This is a genomic window from Bradyrhizobium sp. LM2.9, from assembly GCF_054056555.1.
Genome location: NZ_JBSRYJ010000002.1, coordinates 3,096,506 through 3,116,268 on the forward strand (window position 1 = coordinate 3,096,506; position 19,763 = coordinate 3,116,268).

Genomic DNA, 19,763 nt, shown 5'->3' on the forward strand with positions numbered 1-19,763 from the left:
GCTACTCCGCCGCCTGGGCGTTGATCTCCGCCGAGACCTCACGGATGGCACGCGCGAGCATGTTGGGATCCTGTGCGCCGGAGACGGCGTATTTCTGCGCAAACACATAGGTCGGCACGCCGGAGATGCCCTTCTCGGCGGCTTCCTGTGCGTCCGCCGAAACGCGCGCGACGTCCTCGTCGGTGGCAAGGCGCTTGCGCACGTCGTCGGCGTCGAGGCCGACATCGGCAGCCGCCTGCACCAGCACGCTCACATCGGTGAGGTCGCCGCCGTCGCGGAAGTACAGCTCCATCAGGCGCTGCTTCATCTCGGGTGCCTTGCCGATCGTCTCGGCCCAGAGGATCAGGCGGTGGCAGTCGGTCGTGTTGGGCTGACGCGCGACAAGCTCGGGCTTGTAAGTGAGGCCCTCTTCGCTTGCGGCCGCGACCACACGGCCGGCAATGCCCTTATAAGCCTCGACCGAGCCGAATTTCTGGGTGAGATAGGCCTCGCGGCTGATGCCTTCGCGCGGCACCCAGGGATTGAGAAAGAAGGGGCGGAATTGCAGCTTGACCGGAACGTCGGGCACCAGCGCCAGCGCGCTCTCGATCCGGTGCTTGCCGATATAGCACCAGGGGCACACCACGTCGGAGACGACGTCGATCTGGAGCGGCTTTAGCGTGCTCATATCAGGGCCTCCTTCGGGCACTTCGCGGGTTCGCCCCAAGATAAGCCGAACCCGCCCCGAGGCAAGGGTGCTAGGTCATGGGTGCTAGGTCATGGCTGCCGCCATCTGCTTCAGCCGTTCGGCTGTGCGCTCGTCGGCCGGAAAGAACGTCTCGAGCGCCAGCTCCGACAGCGTGATGTCGACGGGCGTGCCGAACACCATGGTGGTGGAGAAGAAACTTAGTATCTCTCCATCATGGCGCAGCTTGAAGGGGATCGCGACATTGTCGCTCGACAGCGGCGCCGCGCGCGCCGGGATCGGATAGCTCTTCAGGTCGTTGTGGAGCCTGATCAGCTCGGGATCGGCGGTTGCCTCGCATTGCCGGTGCAGCCGCTCCAAAAGATGCCCGTACCATTCCGCGAGGTTGACCGTGCGCGGCGCCAGCGCCTCGGGATGCAAGGCGAGCCGCAGCACGTTCAAGGGCGGGCCCAGCAGCCGCTCCGGGATGCCGGCGAGCAGCGGCGCCAGCATGCGGTTGGCGGAGACCAGATTCCAGTGCCTGTCATAAGCCAGCGCCGGGTTGGGTTCATGCGCTTTGAGGACGAGGTCGATCGCCTGGCGGGCTGATTTCAAGGCGGGATCCTCCAGCGGGCGCTGCGGAAAGGCCGGGGCATAGCCGGCCGCGACCAGCAGCACGTTGCGTTCGCGCAAGGGCACGTCGAGGCGTTCGGCGAGCCTCAGCACCATGTCACGCGAGGGTGCGGCGCGGCCGGTCTCGACGAAACTCAAATGCCGCGCCGAGATCTCGGCTTCGCCCGCGAGATCGAGCTGGCTCATGCGGCGGCGCTGCCGCCATTCGCGCAGATGGTCGCCGATATGGACTGGCTGGTTGGGTTCGGCCTGTGCTGTGGATGCATGTGCGTTCATGGTCGAAAACCTAGCACGCGGATTTCGGCTCTTCCATTACGTCGGAGGTAATCGAATTGGGCCACGGGCCGGCGCATCTTCGGTCGCAACAGGAGACGACCATGATCGCATTGCTGCTCTACCGGACCGTCGCAGACCACCTTGTTCCCTGGGCCATGGCGTTCGCAACCCGGATGCTGGCGCGCAGCCTCAACATGCCCGAGCCGCTGGTGCATTCGACCGGCGACTATGTCGTCGCGCAGGTCACAGCCTTCGAGCACAGCGTCGGCAGGACGCTCTGCCCGTTCCGCCTCGCCCGCCTGCTCCGCGCCTGGTGGCGCGGATTGCACTGAGTTTCACCTCGAGCCCAACCCAACCATGGAGACCACGATGATCGACGCATCCAGCTTCCTCCGCCGCGCGCTTCTTGCCGACGCAATCTTCAGCGGCGTCTCCGCTCTCGGTCTCACTTTCGGCGCCGGCGCATTCGCGTCGCTGTTCAACCTGCCCGAAGCGCTGCTGCGCGAGGCCGGCCTGTTCCTGATCGCCTATGCCGCGCTCGTCGGCTGGCTTGCCTCGCGCGCCTCTGTGGCGAAGCCGCTCGTGCTGCTGGTCGTGGTCGGCAACGCGGCCTGGACGGTCGGCAGCATCGCGTTGCTGTTCTCAGGCGCGGTATCGCCGAACCTTGCCGGCGAGCTCATGGTCGTGGCGCAGGCGATTGCGACCGGCGTGTTTGCCGAGCTGCAGTATGTGGGATTGCGCAAGAGCGGCAGCGTGGTGGCGGCGTAAGGCTTATCGCTGCCAGTCGTCGCCCGGTTTAACCGGGCGACGCATTCTTCCAGAGACAGTATTCCAGAGACAGTGGACGTATGCGGATAAGCCGCGGCGCCCTGGATGTCCCGGTCAAGCCGGGGCATGACAGCGGAGCCAGCTGCGCAAGTGCAGGCTACGCCCGCGCGCGGCCGTTCTTCTTCTTGCCAACCGCGTGGCCGTTGAGCTTCTTCTTTTTGGCGGCCTTCGCCCCCGCCTTCTGCGCTTTACGTTCCGCGCGCGCCTTCACCTTGGCGCGCTCGACCCGCGCTTCCGCGCGAAGCTTCTTGCGCTTCTTCTCGCACGAGGCGCATTTGCAGCCGATCGGCTTCAGATAGGCTTTGAAATAGTCGGTGCCGTAGTCATAGTTGATCTCGTCGCCCGGCTCGATGTTCTTGATGGCGCGGATGAAGACCTTGCGCTCGCGCGGCCGGACGTCGGATTCGGCGTTGGGCCGGCACGAATGGTTGATGTAGCGCGCGAGGTTCTTGCGCACCGAGCCGTCGATGGTCCAGCGGCCGTTGAGCTCGAACAGGTATTTGTTCTCGATGTCGTCCTGCTCGGGAATCCGCGAGTCCAGGATCGGTCCGTAATAACGGATGATCCGGGTGCCCTTCTTGATCGGCTGAGTGGCGAAGAGGCCGAGCCCGGTTTTCGAGCGGCCGACACGATAGGATTTTTGCGAGGAGATGGCTGTCATGATCAGGAGAAAGAGGACCGCGAACGAGGCCCGATGCCTCAAGCGAAGCCGCCCTTCTAGAACGATTCCGCGCCGCTGTCAGGTGTCTGTCGACGCTGTTTGAACCTTGCCCACAATCAAGACGTCTGATGGTACGGAGTTCCCGCTCGATCAAAGGCGTTGTCATGAACCACATCACCACCGCAGGCATGGCCGTGTTGCTGTTGTGCACCGGTCTCGACTGCGCCGCAGCCCAATCCATAGGCAGCGCCTACACCTCGACGGCGCCGAAGGATTGCCGTCAAATCGGCAAGCCCGGCGAGCTCGACGGCAGCACCACGCGGGTCTGCAAGGGCAAGGATGGTCTCGTGGTCCTGATCGCCGAGGACGATCTTCGCGAAATCGTTTCCGTCGGCCGCAATCGCAAGGCGGCGGCCGAGGAACCGGCGGCAAAAGTCTGGTTCGGCCCGTTCAACTCGTCCGAAACCACCGTCGAGTGGCGCACAGCGGCCGCAAAACCGTTTGCGATCATTCAGCGCTGGCACATCGCCGATGGCACCGACCCCGACAAGCAGGGGCGGCCGAACACCAAGGCCATGCTCGTCGTGACCCGGCTGCCGCCGGGACCGGTCTGCCACGTCGCCTATATCGACGCGATCGCCAACCCGAACAGCAATGAACTCGCCCGCAAGGCCGCAGACGATTCTGCCCGCAGTTTTCGCTGCGGCAAGGACGAGGTGAAGATCATCGGCGCCCGCGGCCGCGCCGTGGAGCTGGCGACGATGCGCTAGGCGTTCGCCTGGCATCATGTCCCAATTGATCAGGGACCCGGCGGCTTCCCGGTTATGGGTGCCATCAGCATCGCCTCGAGCAGGCGTTCGGCCGTCGTCCCCTCGGGCAGCCGTCCCAGAATGTCCGAAAGCCGTCCGTCGAGCAGCAGCGTGGTAAAACCGTGCACCATCGACCAGGCGCGTGCGATCGCGGCGCCCTGATTGAGCGTCAGCGCATCGCCGCTGATCTGCTCCTGCCGCATCATGCCGACGGCATTGGCGAGCCCGGCGAAAGAAGCCTCGGCCGCCTCGTGCAGCGACGGCCTGGAATAGTCGAGGCGCTCGGTGCGGAACATGATGCCGTACATGCCGGGATGAGCCTGGGCATAGGCGACATAGGCTTTCGGCCGCGCCAGCGCGCGCGCGAGCGGCGTGGTAGCGGCGTCACAGGATGACGCCATCGCCGCATTGAACTGGCGGAAGCCGACCGCCGCGAGCTCACTGAGAAGTCCCGTGAGGTCGCCGAAATGATGGGTGGGCGCGGCATGCGAGACGCCCGCCTCGCGCGCCACCGCGCGCAATGTCAGGCCGGCGAGCCCCTCGCGCTCCAGCACCCGTTCGGCGGCCCGGAGCAGCGCCTCGCGCAGCGCGCCGTGGTGATATGGCGCCTCGGTCTTGACGCTCGCCGGCCGTCGCGCGGAACGCGGCGGTGTCGCTGCCGACGATGTCTTTCGCGACGTGCGCGCGCGCCGCGGGGATTCGGTCCTGGTATCGCTCTTGCCCATCAGCAAGCTATAAGACGCAATATTGACAGTGTAAAGATTTCACTTGACGGCCGCGACGATCGGAACTATTTCATCTTTACGATGTAAAGATACGGAGGGATAGACCGTGCAGCAGGACGCCGTTGCCGAACGCCGCCACAACCTCGCGCCGATTCCATTCGAGGCCGACGCACCGTTCCTCAAGATCATCGGCGAATTGCCGCGCGAGTTGAACGGCACGCTCTATCGCAACGGCCCCAATCCCCAGTTCGACGCGCCCGGCGCGCACTGGTTCGTCGGCGACGGCATGCTGCACGCCTTTCACCTCGATCACGGCCGCGCCAGCTATCGCAACCGCTGGGTCCGCACGCCGAAATGGCTGGCCGAGCACGATGCCGGCCGCGCATTGTTCGGCGGCTTCGGCCGCAAGCTGCCGGATGCGCCAGCGAACCTCATCGACGGCGGCGTCGCGAATACCAACATCATCTTCCATGCCGGCAAGCTGCTGGCGCTGGAAGAAGCGCACCTGCCGACCGAGATCGAGCCGGGCACGCTCGCGACGCGCGGCTATCACAATTATCAGGGCCGCGTCGCGGGCAGTTTTACAGCCCATCCCAAGGTCGATCCCGTCACCGGCGAGTTGGTGTTCTTCGGCTACAACGCCGCGGGACCGCTGACGCCTGCCCTCTCCTACGGGTCGATCGACGCGTCCGGCAAGGCGACGCGCTTCGAACGGTTCGAAGCGCCTTATGCCAGCATGGTACACGACTTCATCGTCACCGCGAACCATGTGTTGTTTCCGATCCTGCCCGTCACCGGCAGCATGGAGCGTGCGATGAGCGGGCGGCCGCCCTATGCCTGGGAGCCGGACAAGGGCGCCTATGTCGGCGTGGTCAAGCGCAAGGGCAGCGCGAAGGACATCGTCTGGTTTCGCGCTGAAGCCTGCTACGTCTTCCACGTCATGAATGCGTGGGAGGACGGCGACCGCATCATCGCCGACGTCATGCAGTTCGAGGAAGCACCGCTATTTACCCATCCCGACGGCACACCCACCGATCCCAAGAAATCGTTTGCCCGGCACTGCCGCTGGACCTTCGATCTCTCGGGGAATACCGACCGCTTCCAGCAGACCTATCTCGACGATCTCACCGGCGAATTCCCGCGCATCGACGACCGCCGCGCCGGACTGATGAACCGTCACGGCTGGTACGCCTGCGCCAATCCGCGGCTGCCGATGTTCGGCGCGCTGTCCGGCATCGTCCATGTCGACGGCAATGGAAAGCGCCTCGGCCATTATCTGCTGCCGGCCGGCGACACCATTTCCGAACCGGTGTTCGTCGAGCGATCGACGGATGCAGCGGAAGGCGACGGCTGGCTGCTCGCAGTGGTCTGGCGTGCGCGAGAGAACCGCAGCGACCTCGCCGCCTTCAATGCCACCGATGTCGAGGCCGGCCCCGTCGCACTGGTGCAGCTCGGCCACCGCGTGCCCGATGGCTTTCACGGCAATTGGGTCGGCGCGCGAGTAGCTATCCCTCGTCATCGCGGATATCACCGTAGAGGTCTCTGATGCACATGCCCTCGATCACTGCGGACTGTCTCGTCGTCCTCATCCTGATCTGCGCCGCGCTCTCACTCCAGATGATCCGGCTGAGGCGGAGCGGCCAAACCATCTTCAACGGCGGTATCTTGCTCGCCCTCGGCCTCTCGATCGCCTGCGCGCTACCCGTCCTATCGCGCCTGCCCTGGGCGGAATTCGCTGACGAAATCACCGAGCAAGCCGTTGCAACAATTCAGTTTTTGGAAGTCGCTTACGTAATTTTGACACTGTAAAGATATCGCTTGACCCTGCTTCGTCCCTGAACTATTTATCTTTACATCGTAAAGATTTGGCCTGACCGAGGCGGACCATGGCGATTTTCCTGATCCTCGCGCCCTACGGCGCCTACACCTTCCTGATGCTGACGACATCGGCCACGATCAGCGTGTTCGTGGCCGCGGCAATCTGTCTCGCCACCGTCGCGATCGATGCGTGCGCGGCCGCTCCGTGAAGATCCTGGCCATGGGCTCGGCGCTGCTGTTTGCCGCGATCGGCCTCCACCTCGCGCTGTTCGACCCGGCGCTCGGCACGCTCGGTGTCAAGCTGTCGGTCGACATCGGCATCTTCGTCATCTCGCTCGGTTCGATGCTGGTCCGCCGTCCCTTCACGCTGCAATACGCGCTCGAGTCCGTGCCGGCCGAGACCGCGGCGTTGCCCGTCTTTCTCAATGCCAATTACGTCATCACCGGCGCATGGACCGCGGCCGCGCTGTTGATGGCGGCCGCCAATCTCGTGCTGCTCTATGTCCCCGGCCTGCCGCTGTGGTCGAGCCTTGCGGTCGCCTTCGCGGCCCGCAACAGCGCGATCTATTTCACAAAATGGTATCCGGAGTATCGCCAGATCAAGTACGCTACGCCATCCAGCGCAATGCTCCACACACGCTGAACAGGATCGACGATGAAGGACGTATTCGCCCGCCTCGCTTCCGACTTCCTCTCCGCCATCGTCTTCCTGGTCATCTACCTCATCACCGACAACATCGTCCTGGCAACGTCGGCTGCGATTGCCGGAGCAATCGCGCAGGTGATCTACGCCCGCGTCAAGGGACAGCAGCTCAACTACATGACCTATGCGAGCGTCGCGCTCGTCGTGGTGCTGGGCACGGTCACGCTGCTGACCAACGATCCCCGCTTCATGCTGGCGAAGCCCTCGATCGCGCATTTCGCGATCGGCCTCATCATGCTCAAGCGCGGCTGGATGCTGCGCTACATGCCGGCGATCGTCGTCGAGACCGTCCCGGAATATGTGACGGCCGCGGGCTATGCCTGGGCGGGGCTGATGTTCGTGATCGGTGCCGGCATGATCGCGGTCGCCTCCACAGGCGATCTGAAGCTGTGGGTGTTCTACATCACGGTGGTCGCAGGCGGCGCCAAGATCCTCGCCTTTGCCGTGCAGTATGTCGTGCTTCGCCTCATCGTCACCAGCCGACGACGCGCGGCCGCCCGCGCCTGAATGCCTCCAACGGAGCGTAGGCAGCTGCTGCGAGTTGCGCTATACGCTCGACCCGGGACTGGCCCGCGGATCGTCGCGGTCCGCCGGAATTTTGGGAGACCCGAATGGCCGTGGACGGCAACTGGACTCTGACCATGACGACGCCCATGGGCGAGCGCAAGGCGACGCTGAGCCTCACGGCCGCCGGCGGCACGCTCAACGGCACGCAGGGTGCGGAAGGCAATACCGCCGAGATTTTCGACGGCGCCGTCAGCGGAGATGCCGTCAACTGGAAGGTCTCGATCACCAATCCGATGCCATTGACGCTCGAATTCATCGGAACCGTCTCCGGCGACAGCATGAGCGGGGAGATGGGCATCGGCCCGATGGGCAGCTTCCCGTTCACCGGCACGCGCGCGTAAGGTTGCGCGGCAACCGTGCGCGCACTCGGCGCGCGCGGACGATGCCGAACCGGCGTGGCAGGCAAGCGCGCTCGCTATGGTGCCGGCAGGCTATGTCGCCGGCACGGCCTATCGGACCACCGACGGCGGGCCGAAGCGCAGCCTCCGGGGCCTTGTCGAGAGCCAGGACGGCGTCCGTGGCTGGTGGCGCGCGCTGTGCTCCAACCAGGTCACCAATTGTAGCTGAGCGCGTAAGTCTCGTGTCTCGGACGCGATGCAGCGCGAAGCGGTGCGTCGCAGAGCCGGGACCCATGCTGCCAAAATGGACCCCGGATCAGCAGCGCATCATTTCATGCTGCGCAGCATCCGGGGAACGCCGCCTCAGCCCAAATTCAACTCCTTGAAGAAGTCGTTGCCCTTGTCGTCGATGATGATGAACGCCGGGAAGTCGACGACTTCGATGCGCCAGATCGCTTCCATGCCGAGCTCGGGATATTCGAGCACCTCCACCTTCTTGATGCAGTGCTCGGCAAGGTTCGCCGCGGCGCCACCAATCGAGCCGAGATAGAAGCCGCCATACTTCTTGCAGGCCTCGCGCACGGCAGGTGCCCGGTTGCCCTTGGCGACCATCACCATCGAACCGCCGGCAGCCTGGAATTGGTCGACGAAGGAATCCATGCGGCCTGCGGTGGTCGGGCCGAACGCGCCGGAGGCGTAGCCCTCGGGCGTCTTGGCGGGCCCGGCGTAATAGACCGGGTGGTTCTTGAAATAGTCCGGCAGCGGCTCGCTCTTATCCAACCGCTCGCGCAGCTTGGCATGCGCGGAATCGCGCGCGACAATCATGGTGCCGCTCATCGAGACCCGTGTCTTGGTCGGATACTTCGAGAACGTCGCCAAAATATCCTTCATCGGCTGGTTGAGGTCGATCTTGACGACCTCGCCGCCGAGCGCCTGCTCCACCTGCGGCAGATACTGCGCCGGGTTGTGCTCGAGCTCTTCGAGATAGACGCCGTCCTTCGTGATCTTGCCGAGCACCTGGCGGTCAGCGGAGCAGGACACGCCGAGCCCGATGGGCAACGAGGCGCCATGACGCGGCAGACGGATCACGCGCACGTCGTGGCAGAAATACTTGCCGCCGAACTGCGCGCCGACGCCGAGCGACTGCGTCATCTTCAGAATTTCCTGCTCCATTTCGAGATCGCGGAACGCGTTGCCGTCGGGCGAACCGTGGGTCGGCAGCGCGTCGAGATAACGAGCCGAGGCGAGCTTCACCGTCTTCATGCAGAGTTCGGCCGAGGTGCCGCCGATCACGATGGCGAGGTGATAGGGCGGGCACGCCGCAGTGCCCAGCGTCAACACTTTCTCCTTCAGGAAGGCGAGCAGCCGGTCCTTGGTCAGCACCGAGGGCGTGGCCTGGAACAGGAAGCTCTTGTTGGCGCTGCCGCCGCCCTTCGCCATGAACATGAACTTGTAGGCGTCATCGCCCTCGGCGTAGATCTCGCACTGCGCCGGCATGTTGTTGGCGGTGTTCTTCTCCTCGTACATCGAGAGCGGCGCGACCTGCGAGTAGCGCAAATTGCGGCGCAGGTAAGCATCGCGCGCGCCTTCCGAGAGCGCGGCCTCGTCGTCGCCGTCGCTGATGACGTTGCAGCCCTTCTTGCCCATGATGATCGCGGTGCCGGTGTCCTGACACATCGGCAGCACGCCGCCGGCCGCGATGTTGGCGTTCTTCAGAAAATCCAGCGCGACGAACTTGTCGTTCGGGCTCGCCTCGCCGTCCTCCAGGATCGCGCGGAGCTGCTTCAGATGCCCCGGCCGCAAATAGTGGTTGATGTCGCCGAAAGCCGCCTCGGACAGTGCCCGCAGCGCCTCACGCGACACCACCAGCATGTCTTTCCCCAGGACCTTCTCGACCCGCACGCCCTCGGCCGTGATCTTCTTGTAGGGCGTCTCGTCCCTGCCCAGCGGAAACAGCGGCGTGTGCTTGTAGGGCGGAACGGGTTTTGACGGGTCGGGGAAGGCGGTAGGAGCGTTCATGGGCTGAAATCTCGAGGTTTTGGGGCCCTCGCATGGGCCCCTTTCATAGAAGCGTTCTAAGCTTTTTTGCCGCAAAGGGAAGGCGGTCTGGTGCGGTCGGGGCATCCCGATTCGGCGGCATGGCGATCCTTTTTCGGCGGCTCTCGGGCGGACACGTGTCCCTCATGATGCCGGTGAAGACCCTGGGCGCACCCCTTGCGCTACGCGCGGGACGACGCTTGAATACGCCCATAAGGGGCTTTTTATCATGGCATTGAACTTGAACGTCCGCGGCGCGATCCTGGTCGCCGCCGCCATCACCGGCCTTGTGACCCTCGCCTCGCCCGCACGCGCCGACCGCTGCGACGACAGCGCCAAGGAGCTGGCGAACCAGGTCGATCGCCTCAAGGTGAATTTCCGCGCCGCCAATGTCGTCTACCTGACGCACCCCGCGGCCAAGGAATTGTCTGTGGCCTGCCGTGGCGACAAATATTCGATCGAGCTCTATGCCAAAGGCGATCGCAAGCCCAAGCCGGAGTTCTTCGCGCTGGTGGGGTCGATGGCGGCGATCGTCTTCACCGTGACGAAGGACGATACGACGACGGGCGCGACACGCTGCCTGAAGCGGATGGGACTCCTGCGCGGCGACAAGATCAGCATGCGTTATCGGCGTCTCAACATGGAATGCACCCGCACCAAAACCGACGCGTCCATCACGATCACGCGCGGCAAGGACGAATAGGCGGGGCGAGCGTAGCGAAGCACATCCAAACTGTCTCCGCGGTGACAGACTGGATTGCTTCGTCGCAAGGGCTCCTCGCAATGACGAGGAGAGGTCCGAGAGCACATCCCAGCGCGCCGGATCGTTCGCATTTTAACGATTGCCTTGAAGGAAATTTCGCGCCTCGCGGTGCAAGGTCAATTGTTTCCATGCGTGAGGATTTGTGGATGAGCGTTTCTACCGTTTCGCCGCCGCCGATCGCGATCGTGGTGCCGAGCTACGACGCGACCAAGCAGCAGGACGATCAGACCAAGACCAAGGACAACGACCCGACCTATAAGCCGCCGCCGCCTGCGCCGCTGCCGCCGGGTCAGGGTACGCGGATCGATCAGCTCGCCTGATCCGTCCGTTTCGCAATAAAGCGCCCGATCCGCTCGATCGGGCCTTTCGCGCGTCCGGCCGCATCTTTGCCGGATAATGGGACCAATATCGTGCGCGTCTACCCTGAGACCTGCGCATGATCGCAAAACTGCTGCTACAGAACACGATTACCACTGTCGCAATGGGCGCGCTGCTGTTCGCTTGCGCCGGGACGATGCGTTGGCCTTCGGCCTGGGTGTTCCTTGCCACCTGCGCCCTGCTCGGCCCGCTCTGCGGCTGGTGGCTCTACCGGATCGACCCTGCCTTGCTCGCCGAACGTCTGCGGCCTGTCCTGCAAAAGGACCAGCCGGCCGCCGACAAGGTGTTCATGATCGCCTTCGTCGTCGTGATGCTGGTCTGGCTGGCCGCGATGGGGCTCGACCGGCGCACGCTATCCTCCGACATGCCGCTCGCGCTGCAGATGCTCGGCCTCGCACTGTTCCTGCTCTCGACGCTCTTCATCCTCTGGGTCTTCCGCGAGAACTCGTTCGCCGCGCCCGTGGTGAAGCTGCAAGCCGAGCGCGCGCAGCGCGTGATCTCGACGGGGCCTTACGCGCATGTGCGCCATCCCATGTACAGCGGCATGATCCTGTTCTTCGCCGGCGTGCCGCTGCTGCTGGGCTCGTGGTGGGGACTTCTGATGGTGCCGCTCGTCCTCGTATTGTTTGCAGCCCGCATTCGCATCGAGGAACGCACGTTGCGCGAAGGCCTGCCGGGCTACTCCGATTATATGACGCGCGTGCGCTATCGCTTGTTGCCCGGCGCGTGGTGAGTTGCGCATCACTCTCCTGTGCGATGCACGGAAGGAAGACGCGACGATGTTCCGAAGCGTTGGCAAGCGCTCGAAAGCCACGACGTGTTCGGGCGATTGATCGCGCCCGAAACGGCCGGTCCGGAACGGGGGCTGCCGCCAGCCTCCCTCCGGACCGGCTAATTATCGAGCTCTTTATACCGACGGAAGATGCCCTGCTCGTTGAAGGGAATACGGCGCTCGCTTTCGAGATAAGCCTTGATGTTCGGCCGCGCGGCGACCCGATCGCGCAGGCCGACGAGGCCCGGGATATCTTTCTCGAACGCCTTCATGCGCTTCGGGAACGCGTAGCGCAGGCCGTCGACGATCTGAAACAGCGAGAGATCGACATAGGTCAGCTTGCGGCCGGTGATATAGGCGCCGCCATTGCCGGCGAAAAGGTCTTCGAAATAGCCGAGATATTTCGGCACGCGCTCGCCCCAGAAATCCGCCGTGCGCTTCTTCGCCGTCGGCTTCTGGTCTTCGTAATAGAGCGAGGGTCCGAGCGGATGATGGGTGTCGTGAATCTCGACCACAAGGTCGGTGATCGTGAGCTGAAGCTGATGCAGCCAGAGTTGGCCGGCCTCCGTCTTCGGGGCGAGGGCGTGGCGGGCGCCGAGATAGAGCAGGATGTTGGCGGTCTGGCCGACGATGAGTTTTCCCGCTTTGAGAAACGGCGGCGCAAAGGGCGGCGTGCCCTTGTGCGCGTCCATCATCTTCATCATCGCAGCCATGCCGTGCGGACCGCGCGCCACGTCGACGTAGGCCGCCCCCGCCTCTTCCAGCGCCAGCCGCACATATTCGCCGCGGCCCTGGATCTCGGGCCAATAGTAGAGTTCGTACTTCATGGGAGGGGTCCGTGATTGCGTTGCGGCGAGTGTAGCACGCAACCACGAACGCCATGACGGGGGAGAGAGTTCCGCGTCTCAATCGCCGCGAAGCAATACAGCAAGCCGTCGCCGCCGGTGCTCTTCAGATCGGCCTGCGAGCAGCCGCCATCGGGGCCGCGCGAGGGATGCGAACTGTTCCACGATTTCGATGGTTCGTCATCGCACAGGCCTTGACGATCGGCGCGGCCGACAACCGCCGCGCCTTGCGTGCTCGACGTCCAGTTCTTGCAGATCTTGTCGTCACCCGCGGGAAAATCGGGTGCCGTCAGCTTGCGAGGCCGTGAGGATGTTTATCGTTGGCCGCCGGATTTCAACCCGAGGCGCGCCCGCTTATTCCGGTTCCGCGATACGAGACGTCCCAAAAGAAAACGGCGCCGTGCAAGAAGCACGACGCCTTGGCTTTTCATGTCGTCTGCGATCAGTTGGTCTGCTGGATCGCCGACAATTCCCAGCCGCTGCCCGGGCGTCGGGCAAAGGTCCAGACTTCGGTGGCCTCGCCCGGCTGCTCGCTGCCGGCGACAATCGCGCCGGTGTTGCGGTCGAGCGTCTTGTCCGTGAGCGCGAAGCGCAGCGCCACTGTCGCGTAGTCGGTCTCGCCTTCGCGCCAGGATTCCGCGAGGTCGCCCTGCAACAGCTTCACATCGCTGACCTTGTTGACGACGTTGCGCCCGCGGTTCTGGCCGAGGTCCTGCTCGAAATAGGAGACCATTTCCGGCGTCGCGAGCGTGTGCAGCTTGGCCACGTCCTCGTTGGACCAAGCGGCCTGGACGTCGCCGAGCAGACGCTCGAACGCCTCATAGTCCGCCGGCTTGATCTCGAGCGGCGCGTTGTTGGCACCAAAGCCGAAGCCAGTGCCAAGACCAATGCGGGAGTTCGTATCAGGTCCCGGGCCGGCACCGGCATTCGCGTTGGCATAGGCAGCCTGCGGCGTGTGGCGGCGCTGCCACCACGACATCGCCAGCCGCACCACGACTACCACCAGCACGATCTGGATGATCAGGCCCAGGATCGAGGACAGGCCGCCAAGGCCGCCGAACAGGCCACCGCCGAACAGCATGCCGAGCAGGCCCGCGCCGAGGAACCCGGCCGCAAGGCCGCCCAGGAAGCCACCGCCGCGGCCGAACAGGCCGCCGCGCGCAGGCGCGGTTGCGGCCGAATTCATGCCTGCACCGGGCTGGGTGTAGGTGCGATTGAACTGCGACGTCGAACCCGGCGCGGTCGTGGTCGACGGCGGGGCCGAATAGGTCCGCGAGCCGCGCGAACCGGACGACATGCCGCCGCCGACGCGCGCGTCGGCTGACGAGATCGCCAGCGCGGTCGGCAGCGCAAGCGCCAGCACGACAGCGATCGTCTTGAAGAGACTGCGGGAGCGTTGCGAGAACTTCATGTGCGTTTCCCAAATCCCCGGCATGGGGACGTGTCCTTAAGATGGGCAGACTTCCCGAAAAGTGAAGATGGTTTCGGAACTTATGGCTGCGGCCCTCAGTCGCGGGGATGTGGCAAAAGCCCATATTTGGCGGGCGCTTGGCCGGGTGTGCGAGGAACTGTGGTCACGGGTTACCGGCGGCTTGGAGGGGAGAATTCCGCTTTTTCCTCAAAGCCTCACCCTACCTTCGTCATCGTCTCCTTCACAGCCGCCACGAGTTGGCTGAGCGTGAAAGGCTTTGGCAGGAAGTCGAACTGCTGGCCTTGGGGCAAGCTCTTCTCGAACGCGTCCTCGGCATAGCCGGAGACGAAGATGAACTTGATGTCGGGATTCTTCTCGCGCATCGCCTTGAGCAGGGTCGGGCCGTCCATCTCCGGCATCACGACATCGGAGACGACGAGATCGATGCCGCCGCTCTGCTCGTCCAGCAACTCCATGGCCTCGACGCCATTCTCGGCCTCGACCACGGTGTAGCCGCGCGAGCGCAGGCCGCGTGCGTTGAGCGCGCGCAGGCCCTCTTCGTCCTCGACCAGGAGGATGGTGCCCTGCCCGGTGAGATCGGTGCGGGGCTTGGCTTCCGCCGCAAGCCCGGCCTCCTTCGCCGCACCAACGACCGCCGCGGGCTGCTCGACCTGCTCTTCAGGCTCGGCGTGATGCCGCGGCAGGAAGATGTGGAACGAGGTGCCCTGCCCCGGCTCGGAGTCCACGTAAATGAAGCCGCCGGTCTGCTTGACGATGCCGTAGACGGTGGAGAGCCCGAGGCCGGTGCCCTTGCCGACTTCCTTGGTCGAGAAGAACGGCTCGAAGATCTTGTCGCGGATGTCGGCGGGAATGCCGGTGCCGGTGTCGGCGACCTCGATCCGCACATAGTCCGCGGCCGGCATGCCCTTGTAGGCGAGCCTGGCGGCTTCCTCTGTGGTGACGTTGGCGGTGCGGATGATCAGCTTGCCGCCTTCCGGCATGGCGTCGCGCGCGTTGACCGCGAGATTGACGACCACCTGCTCGAACTGGGAGACGTCGACCTTGACCGGCCAGAGATCGCGGCCGTGGATGGTCTCCTGCTTGACCTTCTCGCCGATCAGCCGACGCAGCAGCATCGCGAGGTCGGAAAGTGCGTCGCCGAGATCGAGCACCTGCGGCCGCAGCGTCTGTCGCCGCGAGAACGCCAGCAACTGCCGCACCAGCGTGGCGGCGCGCGTCGCGTTCTGCTTGATCTGCATGATATCCTGGAACGACGGATCGGTCGGCTTGTGCGCGTTCAGCAGGAAGTCGTTCGCCATCATGATGGCGGAGAGCACGTTGTTGAAGTCGTGAGCGATGCCGCCGGCGAGTTGGCCGACCGTCTCCATCTTCTGCGACTGGTTGATCTGGTTCTCCAGCGCGCGCCGCTCGGTGGTCTCGAGCATGTGCACGATGGCGGCTTCGGCGTCGTTCTCGGCCGCGTCCACCGGCGTAACGAAGAACTGGCCCCAGCGCTCCTTGGTGCCTTCGAGTGCGACTTCGACCGGCGCGACATCGGCCTGTCCCTCCGCGGCCTGGTTGATGGCCGCGATCAAAAGGTGCCGGTCGCGCGAACTGACTGCGCGGAAGATCGACTTGCTGGCGCTGTCGAGCCCCAGCGCCTGCCCGAGCTTGGCGTAGCGCGCATTGGAGCGCACGACGTTGCCGCCGCGGTCCACCGTCGCGATCGCCATCGGCGTATGGTCGAAGAAGCGCATGAAGCGCACTTCGGCGGCGCGGTCCGGATCGCTGCGCTCATCGCGGGCACGGCTGATCACCAGCGTGCGCGACGGCCCCGGCGCACCGTCGGCGCCGAAGGCGAGCTTGTGATAGAGCCGCACCGGCATGGTCTTGCCGGTGCGCATGCGCAGGTCGATGTCGAAGACTTCGGTCTTCACCTCGCCCGGCACCGCCACGATCGCGGTGAGCAGCGAAGCGCCGTCGCCGGAGACGATGTCGGTGAGCTTCAGCCCGCCCGAGCCGATCTCGGCGAGGTCGTGGTCGAGCCAGTTCGCCAGCGTCGCGTTGACATAAGCGAGCTCGCCGGCCGGATTGACCGAGAAGAAGCCGCAGGGCGCGTGATCGAGATATTCGATCGCGTGCTGGAGTTCCTGGAACACGTCCTCCTGGCGCTCGCGGTCGCGGGTGATGTCGGCGATCGACCACACCGCGTATTTCGTCTCGCGCTTTCCCGTGCCAAGGGGCCGCACCCGCATGCGCAGCCAGCGGCCCTGGCTGCCGTCCTGGCCGGAGATCCGCACCTCTTCCTGCTGCCGCTTGCCTTCGCGCGCGGCTTTCAACAGGCGGAACACGGCTTCGGAGACGTCGGGGTTGCCGATGAAGACGCGCTCGACGGGGCGCACCTCCTGCGGGCCGGTGGCGCCGGTCAGCGTCAGATAGGCGGCGTTGGAATAGACCACATGGCCGCGCGGGTCGGTCACGGCCAGGCCATCGAAGGCGTGGTCGGCGATGCGCCCCATCACGGGGTCGTCGAGATTGCGATCGACGAAGCGGATGATGCCGGCCGCAAAGGCGAACAGGTTGAACAGGCCGATCATCGCCAGCACGGCGAGGATGCCGAGGATATAGGGCTGCGCCTGCGCGCGCCCGAGCGTCATCAGCCCGATGGCGACGGCGACGAGGCCGGCGGCCACCAGCAGCACCAGCGCAATGCTACCCGAGCGCGGCGACGGTTCGGGCGCCGCAACGGGCTCGCGTGTGAGGTCGTGGTCGGTCTCAGCAGTCATCTCAAGCTGGCGCAGCCTGTCGGCAGAGAATCAACGCGCTACAGGGCGCGTGGGGTCCTCCCTGCCTGAATCGGACCCGCAGGCGCAAGGGCAGCAGGGGCGAAAGGTACGCTGATTCCCAGATTACGGCCATTTCCAGTACTTTTCAGGGGTTTTATTGCCGGCTGGCGCCGAATCCGCTCTTCAGACGCATGACGTAGCCGATGACTTCGGCGACTGCATGGTAGTGCTCGGTCGGGATTTCCTGGTCGATCTCGACGGTGGCGTAGAGCGCGCGGGCGAGCGGCACGTTCTCGACGATCGGGATGTCGTGCTCGCGCGCGATCTCCCGGATCTTGAAAGCGAGGTTGTCGACGCCCTTGGCGACGCAGATCGGCGCCGACATGCCGCGCTCGTAGGACAGCGCGATCGAATAGTGGGTCGGGTTGGTGATGATCACGGAGGCCTTGGGAACCGCCGCCATCATGCGCTTCTTGGAGCGCTGCTGGCGCAGCTGCCTGAGCTTGCCTTTGATGTGCGGGTCGCCTTCGGACTGCTTGAACTCTTCCTTGATCTCCTGGAGCGACATCTTCTGCCGCTGGAACCAGCTGCGATACTGGAAAAAATAATCGCCAATGGCGATGATCGCGAGCGCCGCGACCACCGCGCCGAGCAGATGAATGGTCAGGCTGGTGGTGGCGCCGAGCATGGCGGCCGGATCGAGCCTGACCATCGCCTCCATACGATGCCGCTCCGGCCACAGGATCGTGGTCATGACCGCGCCGAGCACGATCAGTTTGCCCAGACCCTTGAGGAAGTTCGCAGCCGCTTGCTTGCCGAAGATGCGCTTGAGGCCTTCGGCGGGCGACAGCTTGCTGAATTTGGGCTTGAGGGATTCGGCCGACCACACCAGGCGGTGCTGCAGCATGTTGCCCGCAATTGCCGCCAGCACCAGCATCAGCAGCGGCACGCCGACCGCCGCGAGCACCGCGACTTCGATCTGCTGCATCAGGGCGAGCAGAGCCCGGCCGTCGGTCTTGATCATCCAGGAATTGGCAAGCAGGTTGCGCATCGGCGTCATCAGCCCGCTGCCGACCGAGCCTGAGAAGCTCGATACCACGAGCGTAGCGCCCGCGATCATAAACCAGGTGTTGATCTCCTGGCTCTTGGCAACGTCACCGCGTTCGAGCGCATCTTCGAGACGTTTTTGCGTCGGGTCTTCTGTTTGACTCTCTGGATCGTTGTCTTCCGCCATCGATCACCCGGTCACTTGAGTGGCATCATCTGGTGCATGACACCGATGAAATAGTCGAGATAGGTGCCCATCATCGCCGTGAGCACCACGGCGAGCACCAGGAAACCGGCGAAGATCGAGAGCGGCACGCCGACGAAATAGACCTGCATCTGCGGCATCAGCCGCGCCAGCACGCCAAGCCCGATGTTGAAGACGAGGCCGAACACCAGGAACGGGCCGGAAAGCTGCAAACCCAAGCGGAATGCGGCGGCGAAGGCGCGCGTCGCCAGCGCGGCGACATCGCCGCTCGACACGGTCTCGCCGGGCGCAAAGATCGCGTAGCTGTCGTTCAGCGCCGCGATCACCAGAATGATGACTGTCGGTGGCGAACAGCAGCGTCACCCCCAGCATCGTCAGGAAGTTGCCGACCAGCACACCCTGTTGCCCCTGCGTCGGATCGACCGAGGTGACGAAACCGAGCCCCATCTGCTGCGCGATCACGGCACCGGCAACCTGCAGCGCCGACAACGTCACCCGCGCGGTCGCCCCAAGCACGATGCCGATCACGATCTCATGCAGCATCAGGACGAGCAGCGCCGCGATCGATTCCATGTCGACGTGGTAGGCGCTCCGATGCAGCGGCAGGATGATCAGCGTGAGCAGCAGCGCGATCGACAGCTTGATCCGCGTCGGGATATTGGTCTCGCCCAGGCCCGGCAACAGCATCACCATCGCGCCGACCCGGGCGAAGGCGAGCATGAAGGAGGCGGCAAGCGCCGGCAGCAGCGAGACGTCGATGCGCATGACCGGCGCATTGTGCCTCAGCCGCCGATGATTCGCGACGATATCCGCAGCATGTGGGAATGCAGTGCGTCGGCCATGAACGGCAGTGCCAGCAGCATTGTGGCAAAGATCGCCAAAATCTTCGGCACGTAGATCAGCGTCTGCTCCTGGATCTGCGTCAGCGCCTGGAACAGCGACACGACGACGCCGACCACGAGCCCCACGATCATCAGGGGCGACGACACGATCACGATGGTCCAGATCGCATCACGCGCGACGTCGAGGGTTTCCGGTCCGGTCATTGCAAACTTCCTTTGTTCAAGTCTCATCTCCGCGCCTCGCGGTGATCGAACGCCCCCTCCCCGTCATTGCGAGCGCAGCGAAGCAATCCAGGCTGCCGCCCTGGAAAGATTCGCAATGACGACGGAGGTCGAAATCAGATCGGCATCTTCATGATGTCTTCATAGGCCGCGATCACACGGTCGCGGACGGAGACCAGCGTGGACACCGCGACGTCGGTGTCCGCGACCGCCGTCACCACGTCCATCACGTTGGCCTTGCCAGCGGCCATCGCCACCGTCTGCGCATCGGATTTGCGGCCGGACTCCAGGACGCTGCCGACGGTGTCTTTCAGAAGCGAGGCGAAGGACTGCCCGCTCGGCTCGCTGCCCTTGCCGGCACCGCTGTTCTCCAGCACGCGGGCGAGGTTTGCGTAGGCGTTGGCGGCAATTGTCGGTGTTGCCATGGCTCAAA

Annotated in this window: 22 protein-coding genes and 3 pseudogenes; 12 read left to right on the forward strand and 13 right to left on the reverse strand. The window is 64.5% G+C overall.

The genetic code is table 11. The features are described 5' to 3' along the window. Position 1: 1 nt before the first annotated feature. Positions 2-667, reverse strand: coding sequence for a DsbA family oxidoreductase (locus ACVWW3_RS16705; protein ID WP_354046219.1), 666 nt, complete (start codon positions 665-667; stop codon positions 2-4). Positions 668-751: 84 nt separating this feature from the next. Beyond that, complete coding sequence (locus ACVWW3_RS16710) at positions 752-1,573, reverse strand: helix-turn-helix domain-containing protein (RefSeq protein WP_456649306.1); 822 nt, start codon at positions 1,571-1,573, stop codon at positions 752-754. A gap of 101 nt (positions 1,574-1,674) precedes the next feature. Here ACVWW3_RS16710 and ACVWW3_RS16715 point away from each other — a divergent pair, with 101 nt between their 5' ends. Together ACVWW3_RS16715 and ACVWW3_RS16720 are read left to right on the forward strand one after the other, a co-directional pair. Continuing rightward, on the forward strand, positions 1,675-1,905 hold the full coding sequence (locus tag ACVWW3_RS16715) for a hypothetical protein (protein WP_354046215.1): 231 nt from the start codon (positions 1,675-1,677) through the stop codon (positions 1,903-1,905). Between the two features lie 37 nt (positions 1,906-1,942). Next, a complete protein-coding gene (locus ACVWW3_RS16720) occupies positions 1,943-2,341 on the forward strand; it encodes a hypothetical protein (RefSeq protein ID WP_456649305.1) in 399 nt (132 codons plus the stop codon). A 157-nt stretch (positions 2,342-2,498) separates the two neighbouring features. Here ACVWW3_RS16720 and ACVWW3_RS16725 read toward each other — a convergent pair whose 3' ends face one another. After that, positions 2,499-3,062, reverse strand: coding sequence for an SET domain-containing protein (locus tag ACVWW3_RS16725; protein ID WP_456649817.1), 564 nt, complete (start codon positions 3,060-3,062; stop codon positions 2,499-2,501). 164 nt (positions 3,063-3,226) lie between these two features. Between ACVWW3_RS16725 and ACVWW3_RS16730 the strand changes: the two genes are divergently transcribed. Beyond that, the gene (locus ACVWW3_RS16730; RefSeq protein ID WP_456649304.1) at positions 3,227-3,832 is read left to right on the forward strand and encodes a hypothetical protein; all 606 of its coding nucleotides are present in this window, start codon (positions 3,227-3,229) and stop codon (positions 3,830-3,832) included. A 29-nt stretch (positions 3,833-3,861) separates the two neighbouring features. Here ACVWW3_RS16730 and ACVWW3_RS16735 read toward each other — a convergent pair whose 3' ends face one another. Continuing rightward, the gene (locus tag ACVWW3_RS16735; RefSeq protein WP_354046211.1) at positions 3,862-4,596 is read right to left on the reverse strand and encodes a TetR/AcrR family transcriptional regulator; all 735 of its coding nucleotides are present in this window, start codon (positions 4,594-4,596) and stop codon (positions 3,862-3,864) included. A 106-nt stretch (positions 4,597-4,702) separates the two neighbouring features. Between ACVWW3_RS16735 and ACVWW3_RS16740 the strand changes: the two genes are divergently transcribed. The 6 genes and pseudogenes from ACVWW3_RS16740 to ACVWW3_RS16765 all read left to right on the forward strand — a co-directional run bounded on the left by ACVWW3_RS16740 (position 4,703) and on the right by ACVWW3_RS16765 (position 8,251). Beyond that, positions 4,703-6,142, forward strand: a complete 1,440-nt coding sequence (locus tag ACVWW3_RS16740; protein ID WP_456672025.1) for a carotenoid oxygenase family protein — start codon at positions 4,703-4,705, stop codon at positions 6,140-6,142. Further along, positions 6,142-6,405, forward strand: a complete 264-nt coding sequence (locus ACVWW3_RS16745; RefSeq protein WP_456649302.1) for a hypothetical protein — start codon at positions 6,142-6,144, stop codon at positions 6,403-6,405. Before ACVWW3_RS16740 ends, ACVWW3_RS16745 begins: the two co-directional genes overlap by 1 nt. Positions 6,406-6,482: 77 nt before the next feature. Then, positions 6,483-7,057, forward strand: a pseudogene (locus ACVWW3_RS16750) (hypothetical protein). Between the two features lie 12 nt (positions 7,058-7,069). Next, complete coding sequence (locus ACVWW3_RS16755) at positions 7,070-7,624, forward strand: inner membrane-spanning protein YciB (RefSeq protein ID WP_354103892.1); 555 nt, start codon at positions 7,070-7,072, stop codon at positions 7,622-7,624. A 104-nt stretch (positions 7,625-7,728) separates the two neighbouring features. After that, entirely contained in the window at positions 7,729-8,025 is a 297-nt protein-coding gene (locus tag ACVWW3_RS16760) for a hypothetical protein (RefSeq protein ID WP_247351923.1), read from the forward strand. Between the two features lie 76 nt (positions 8,026-8,101). After that, positions 8,102-8,251, forward strand: coding sequence for a hypothetical protein (locus tag ACVWW3_RS16765; RefSeq protein WP_456649301.1), 150 nt, complete (start codon positions 8,102-8,104; stop codon positions 8,249-8,251). Between the two features lie 134 nt (positions 8,252-8,385). On the opposite strand, the gene ACVWW3_RS16770 is transcribed toward ACVWW3_RS16765, so the two are convergent. Further along, positions 8,386-10,041: a fumarate hydratase gene (locus ACVWW3_RS16770; RefSeq protein WP_456649300.1), complete on the reverse strand. Its 1,656-nt coding sequence runs from the start codon at positions 10,039-10,041 to the stop codon at positions 8,386-8,388. A 247-nt stretch (positions 10,042-10,288) separates the two neighbouring features. Between ACVWW3_RS16770 and ACVWW3_RS16775 the strand changes: the two genes are divergently transcribed. The 3 genes from ACVWW3_RS16775 to ACVWW3_RS16785 all read left to right on the forward strand — a co-directional run bounded on the left by ACVWW3_RS16775 (position 10,289) and on the right by ACVWW3_RS16785 (position 11,933). Continuing rightward, positions 10,289-10,762 (forward strand): hypothetical protein, encoded by a 474-nt coding sequence (locus ACVWW3_RS16775; RefSeq protein WP_456649299.1) that lies wholly within the window; start codon positions 10,289-10,291, stop codon positions 10,760-10,762. A 206-nt stretch (positions 10,763-10,968) separates the two neighbouring features. After that, positions 10,969-11,142, forward strand: coding sequence for a hypothetical protein (locus tag ACVWW3_RS16780; protein ID WP_247351930.1), 174 nt, complete (start codon positions 10,969-10,971; stop codon positions 11,140-11,142). Between the two features lie 116 nt (positions 11,143-11,258). Further along, positions 11,259-11,933: a methyltransferase family protein gene (locus tag ACVWW3_RS16785; protein WP_354046200.1), complete on the forward strand. Its 675-nt coding sequence runs from the start codon at positions 11,259-11,261 to the stop codon at positions 11,931-11,933. Positions 11,934-12,091: 158 nt separating this feature from the next. On the opposite strand, the gene ACVWW3_RS16790 is transcribed toward ACVWW3_RS16785, so the two are convergent. The 8 genes and pseudogenes from ACVWW3_RS16790 to fliE all read right to left on the reverse strand — a co-directional run bounded on the left by ACVWW3_RS16790 (position 12,092) and on the right by fliE (position 19,755). Further along, complete coding sequence (locus tag ACVWW3_RS16790; RefSeq protein WP_456649298.1) at positions 12,092-12,799, reverse strand: glutathione S-transferase; 708 nt, start codon at positions 12,797-12,799, stop codon at positions 12,092-12,094. Positions 12,800-12,882: 83 nt separating this feature from the next. Then, a pseudogene (locus ACVWW3_RS16795) lies at positions 12,883-13,132 on the reverse strand (lectin); the annotation flags it as partial. 127 nt (positions 13,133-13,259) lie between these two features. Then, a complete protein-coding gene (locus tag ACVWW3_RS16800) occupies positions 13,260-14,252 on the reverse strand; it encodes a Tim44 domain-containing protein (RefSeq protein WP_456649297.1) in 993 nt (330 codons plus the stop codon). A 191-nt stretch (positions 14,253-14,443) separates the two neighbouring features. Beyond that, positions 14,444-17,014: a cell cycle histidine kinase CckA gene (gene cckA / locus ACVWW3_RS16805; protein WP_456672026.1), complete on the reverse strand. Its 2,571-nt coding sequence runs from the start codon at positions 17,012-17,014 to the stop codon at positions 14,444-14,446. Between the two features lie 154 nt (positions 17,015-17,168). Then, positions 17,169-18,248 (reverse strand): flagellar biosynthesis protein FlhB, encoded by a 1,080-nt coding sequence (flhB, locus tag ACVWW3_RS16810; RefSeq protein ID WP_456649296.1) that lies wholly within the window; start codon positions 18,246-18,248, stop codon positions 17,169-17,171. 11 nt (positions 18,249-18,259) lie between these two features. After that, a pseudogene (fliR, locus tag ACVWW3_RS16815) lies at positions 18,260-19,031 on the reverse strand (flagellar biosynthetic protein FliR). A gap of 17 nt (positions 19,032-19,048) precedes the next feature. Then, positions 19,049-19,312 (reverse strand): flagellar biosynthesis protein FliQ, encoded by a 264-nt coding sequence (fliQ, locus tag ACVWW3_RS16820; protein ID WP_129268713.1) that lies wholly within the window; start codon positions 19,310-19,312, stop codon positions 19,049-19,051. A 134-nt stretch (positions 19,313-19,446) separates the two neighbouring features. Continuing rightward, positions 19,447-19,755 (reverse strand): flagellar hook-basal body complex protein FliE, encoded by a 309-nt coding sequence (gene fliE / locus ACVWW3_RS16825; protein ID WP_007612285.1) that lies wholly within the window; start codon positions 19,753-19,755, stop codon positions 19,447-19,449. Positions 19,756-19,763: the final 8 nt, after the last annotated feature.

Bases quoted from the DNA above. Each gene is read 5' to 3' on its own strand.
- ACVWW3_RS16720 (WP_456649305.1), top strand. From the start codon at position 1,943: ATGATCGACGCATCCAGCTTCCTCCGCCGCGCGCTTCTTGCCGACGCA.
- fliQ (WP_129268713.1), bottom strand. From the start codon at position 19,312: ATGACCGGACCGGAAACCCTCGACGTCGCGCGTGATGCGATCTGGACC.
- ACVWW3_RS16715 (WP_354046215.1), top strand. From the start codon at position 1,675: ATGATCGCATTGCTGCTCTACCGGACCGTCGCAGACCACCTTGTTCCC.
- fliE (WP_007612285.1), bottom strand. From the start codon at position 19,755: ATGGCAACACCGACAATTGCCGCCAACGCCTACGCAAACCTCGCCCGC.
- ACVWW3_RS16765 (WP_456649301.1), top strand. From the start codon at position 8,102: ATGGTGCCGGCAGGCTATGTCGCCGGCACGGCCTATCGGACCACCGAC.
- cckA (WP_456672026.1), bottom strand. From the start codon at position 17,014: ATGACTGCTGAGACCGACCACGACCTCACACGCGAGCCCGTTGCGGCG.
- ACVWW3_RS16730 (WP_456649304.1), top strand. From the start codon at position 3,227: ATGAACCACATCACCACCGCAGGCATGGCCGTGTTGCTGTTGTGCACC.
- ACVWW3_RS16735 (WP_354046211.1), bottom strand. From the start codon at position 4,596: ATGGGCAAGAGCGATACCAGGACCGAATCCCCGCGGCGCGCGCGCACG.
- ACVWW3_RS16745 (WP_456649302.1), top strand. From the start codon at position 6,142: ATGCACATGCCCTCGATCACTGCGGACTGTCTCGTCGTCCTCATCCTG.
- ACVWW3_RS16800 (WP_456649297.1), bottom strand. From the start codon at position 14,252: ATGCCGGGGATTTGGGAAACGCACATGAAGTTCTCGCAACGCTCCCGC.
- flhB (WP_456649296.1), bottom strand. From the start codon at position 18,248: ATGGCGGAAGACAACGATCCAGAGAGTCAAACAGAAGACCCGACGCAA.
- ACVWW3_RS16705 (WP_354046219.1), bottom strand. From the start codon at position 667: ATGAGCACGCTAAAGCCGCTCCAGATCGACGTCGTCTCCGACGTGGTG.
- ACVWW3_RS16725 (WP_456649817.1), bottom strand. From the start codon at position 3,062: ATGACAGCCATCTCCTCGCAAAAATCCTATCGTGTCGGCCGCTCGAAA.
- ACVWW3_RS16790 (WP_456649298.1), bottom strand. From the start codon at position 12,799: ATGAAGTACGAACTCTACTATTGGCCCGAGATCCAGGGCCGCGGCGAA.
- ACVWW3_RS16780 (WP_247351930.1), top strand. From the start codon at position 10,969: ATGAGCGTTTCTACCGTTTCGCCGCCGCCGATCGCGATCGTGGTGCCG.
- ACVWW3_RS16755 (WP_354103892.1), top strand. From the start codon at position 7,070: ATGAAGGACGTATTCGCCCGCCTCGCTTCCGACTTCCTCTCCGCCATC.
- ACVWW3_RS16775 (WP_456649299.1), top strand. From the start codon at position 10,289: ATGGCATTGAACTTGAACGTCCGCGGCGCGATCCTGGTCGCCGCCGCC.
- ACVWW3_RS16710 (WP_456649306.1), bottom strand. From the start codon at position 1,573: ATGAACGCACATGCATCCACAGCACAGGCCGAACCCAACCAGCCAGTC.
- ACVWW3_RS16785 (WP_354046200.1), top strand. From the start codon at position 11,259: ATGATCGCAAAACTGCTGCTACAGAACACGATTACCACTGTCGCAATG.
- ACVWW3_RS16760 (WP_247351923.1), top strand. From the start codon at position 7,729: ATGGCCGTGGACGGCAACTGGACTCTGACCATGACGACGCCCATGGGC.
- ACVWW3_RS16770 (WP_456649300.1), bottom strand. From the start codon at position 10,041: ATGAACGCTCCTACCGCCTTCCCCGACCCGTCAAAACCCGTTCCGCCC.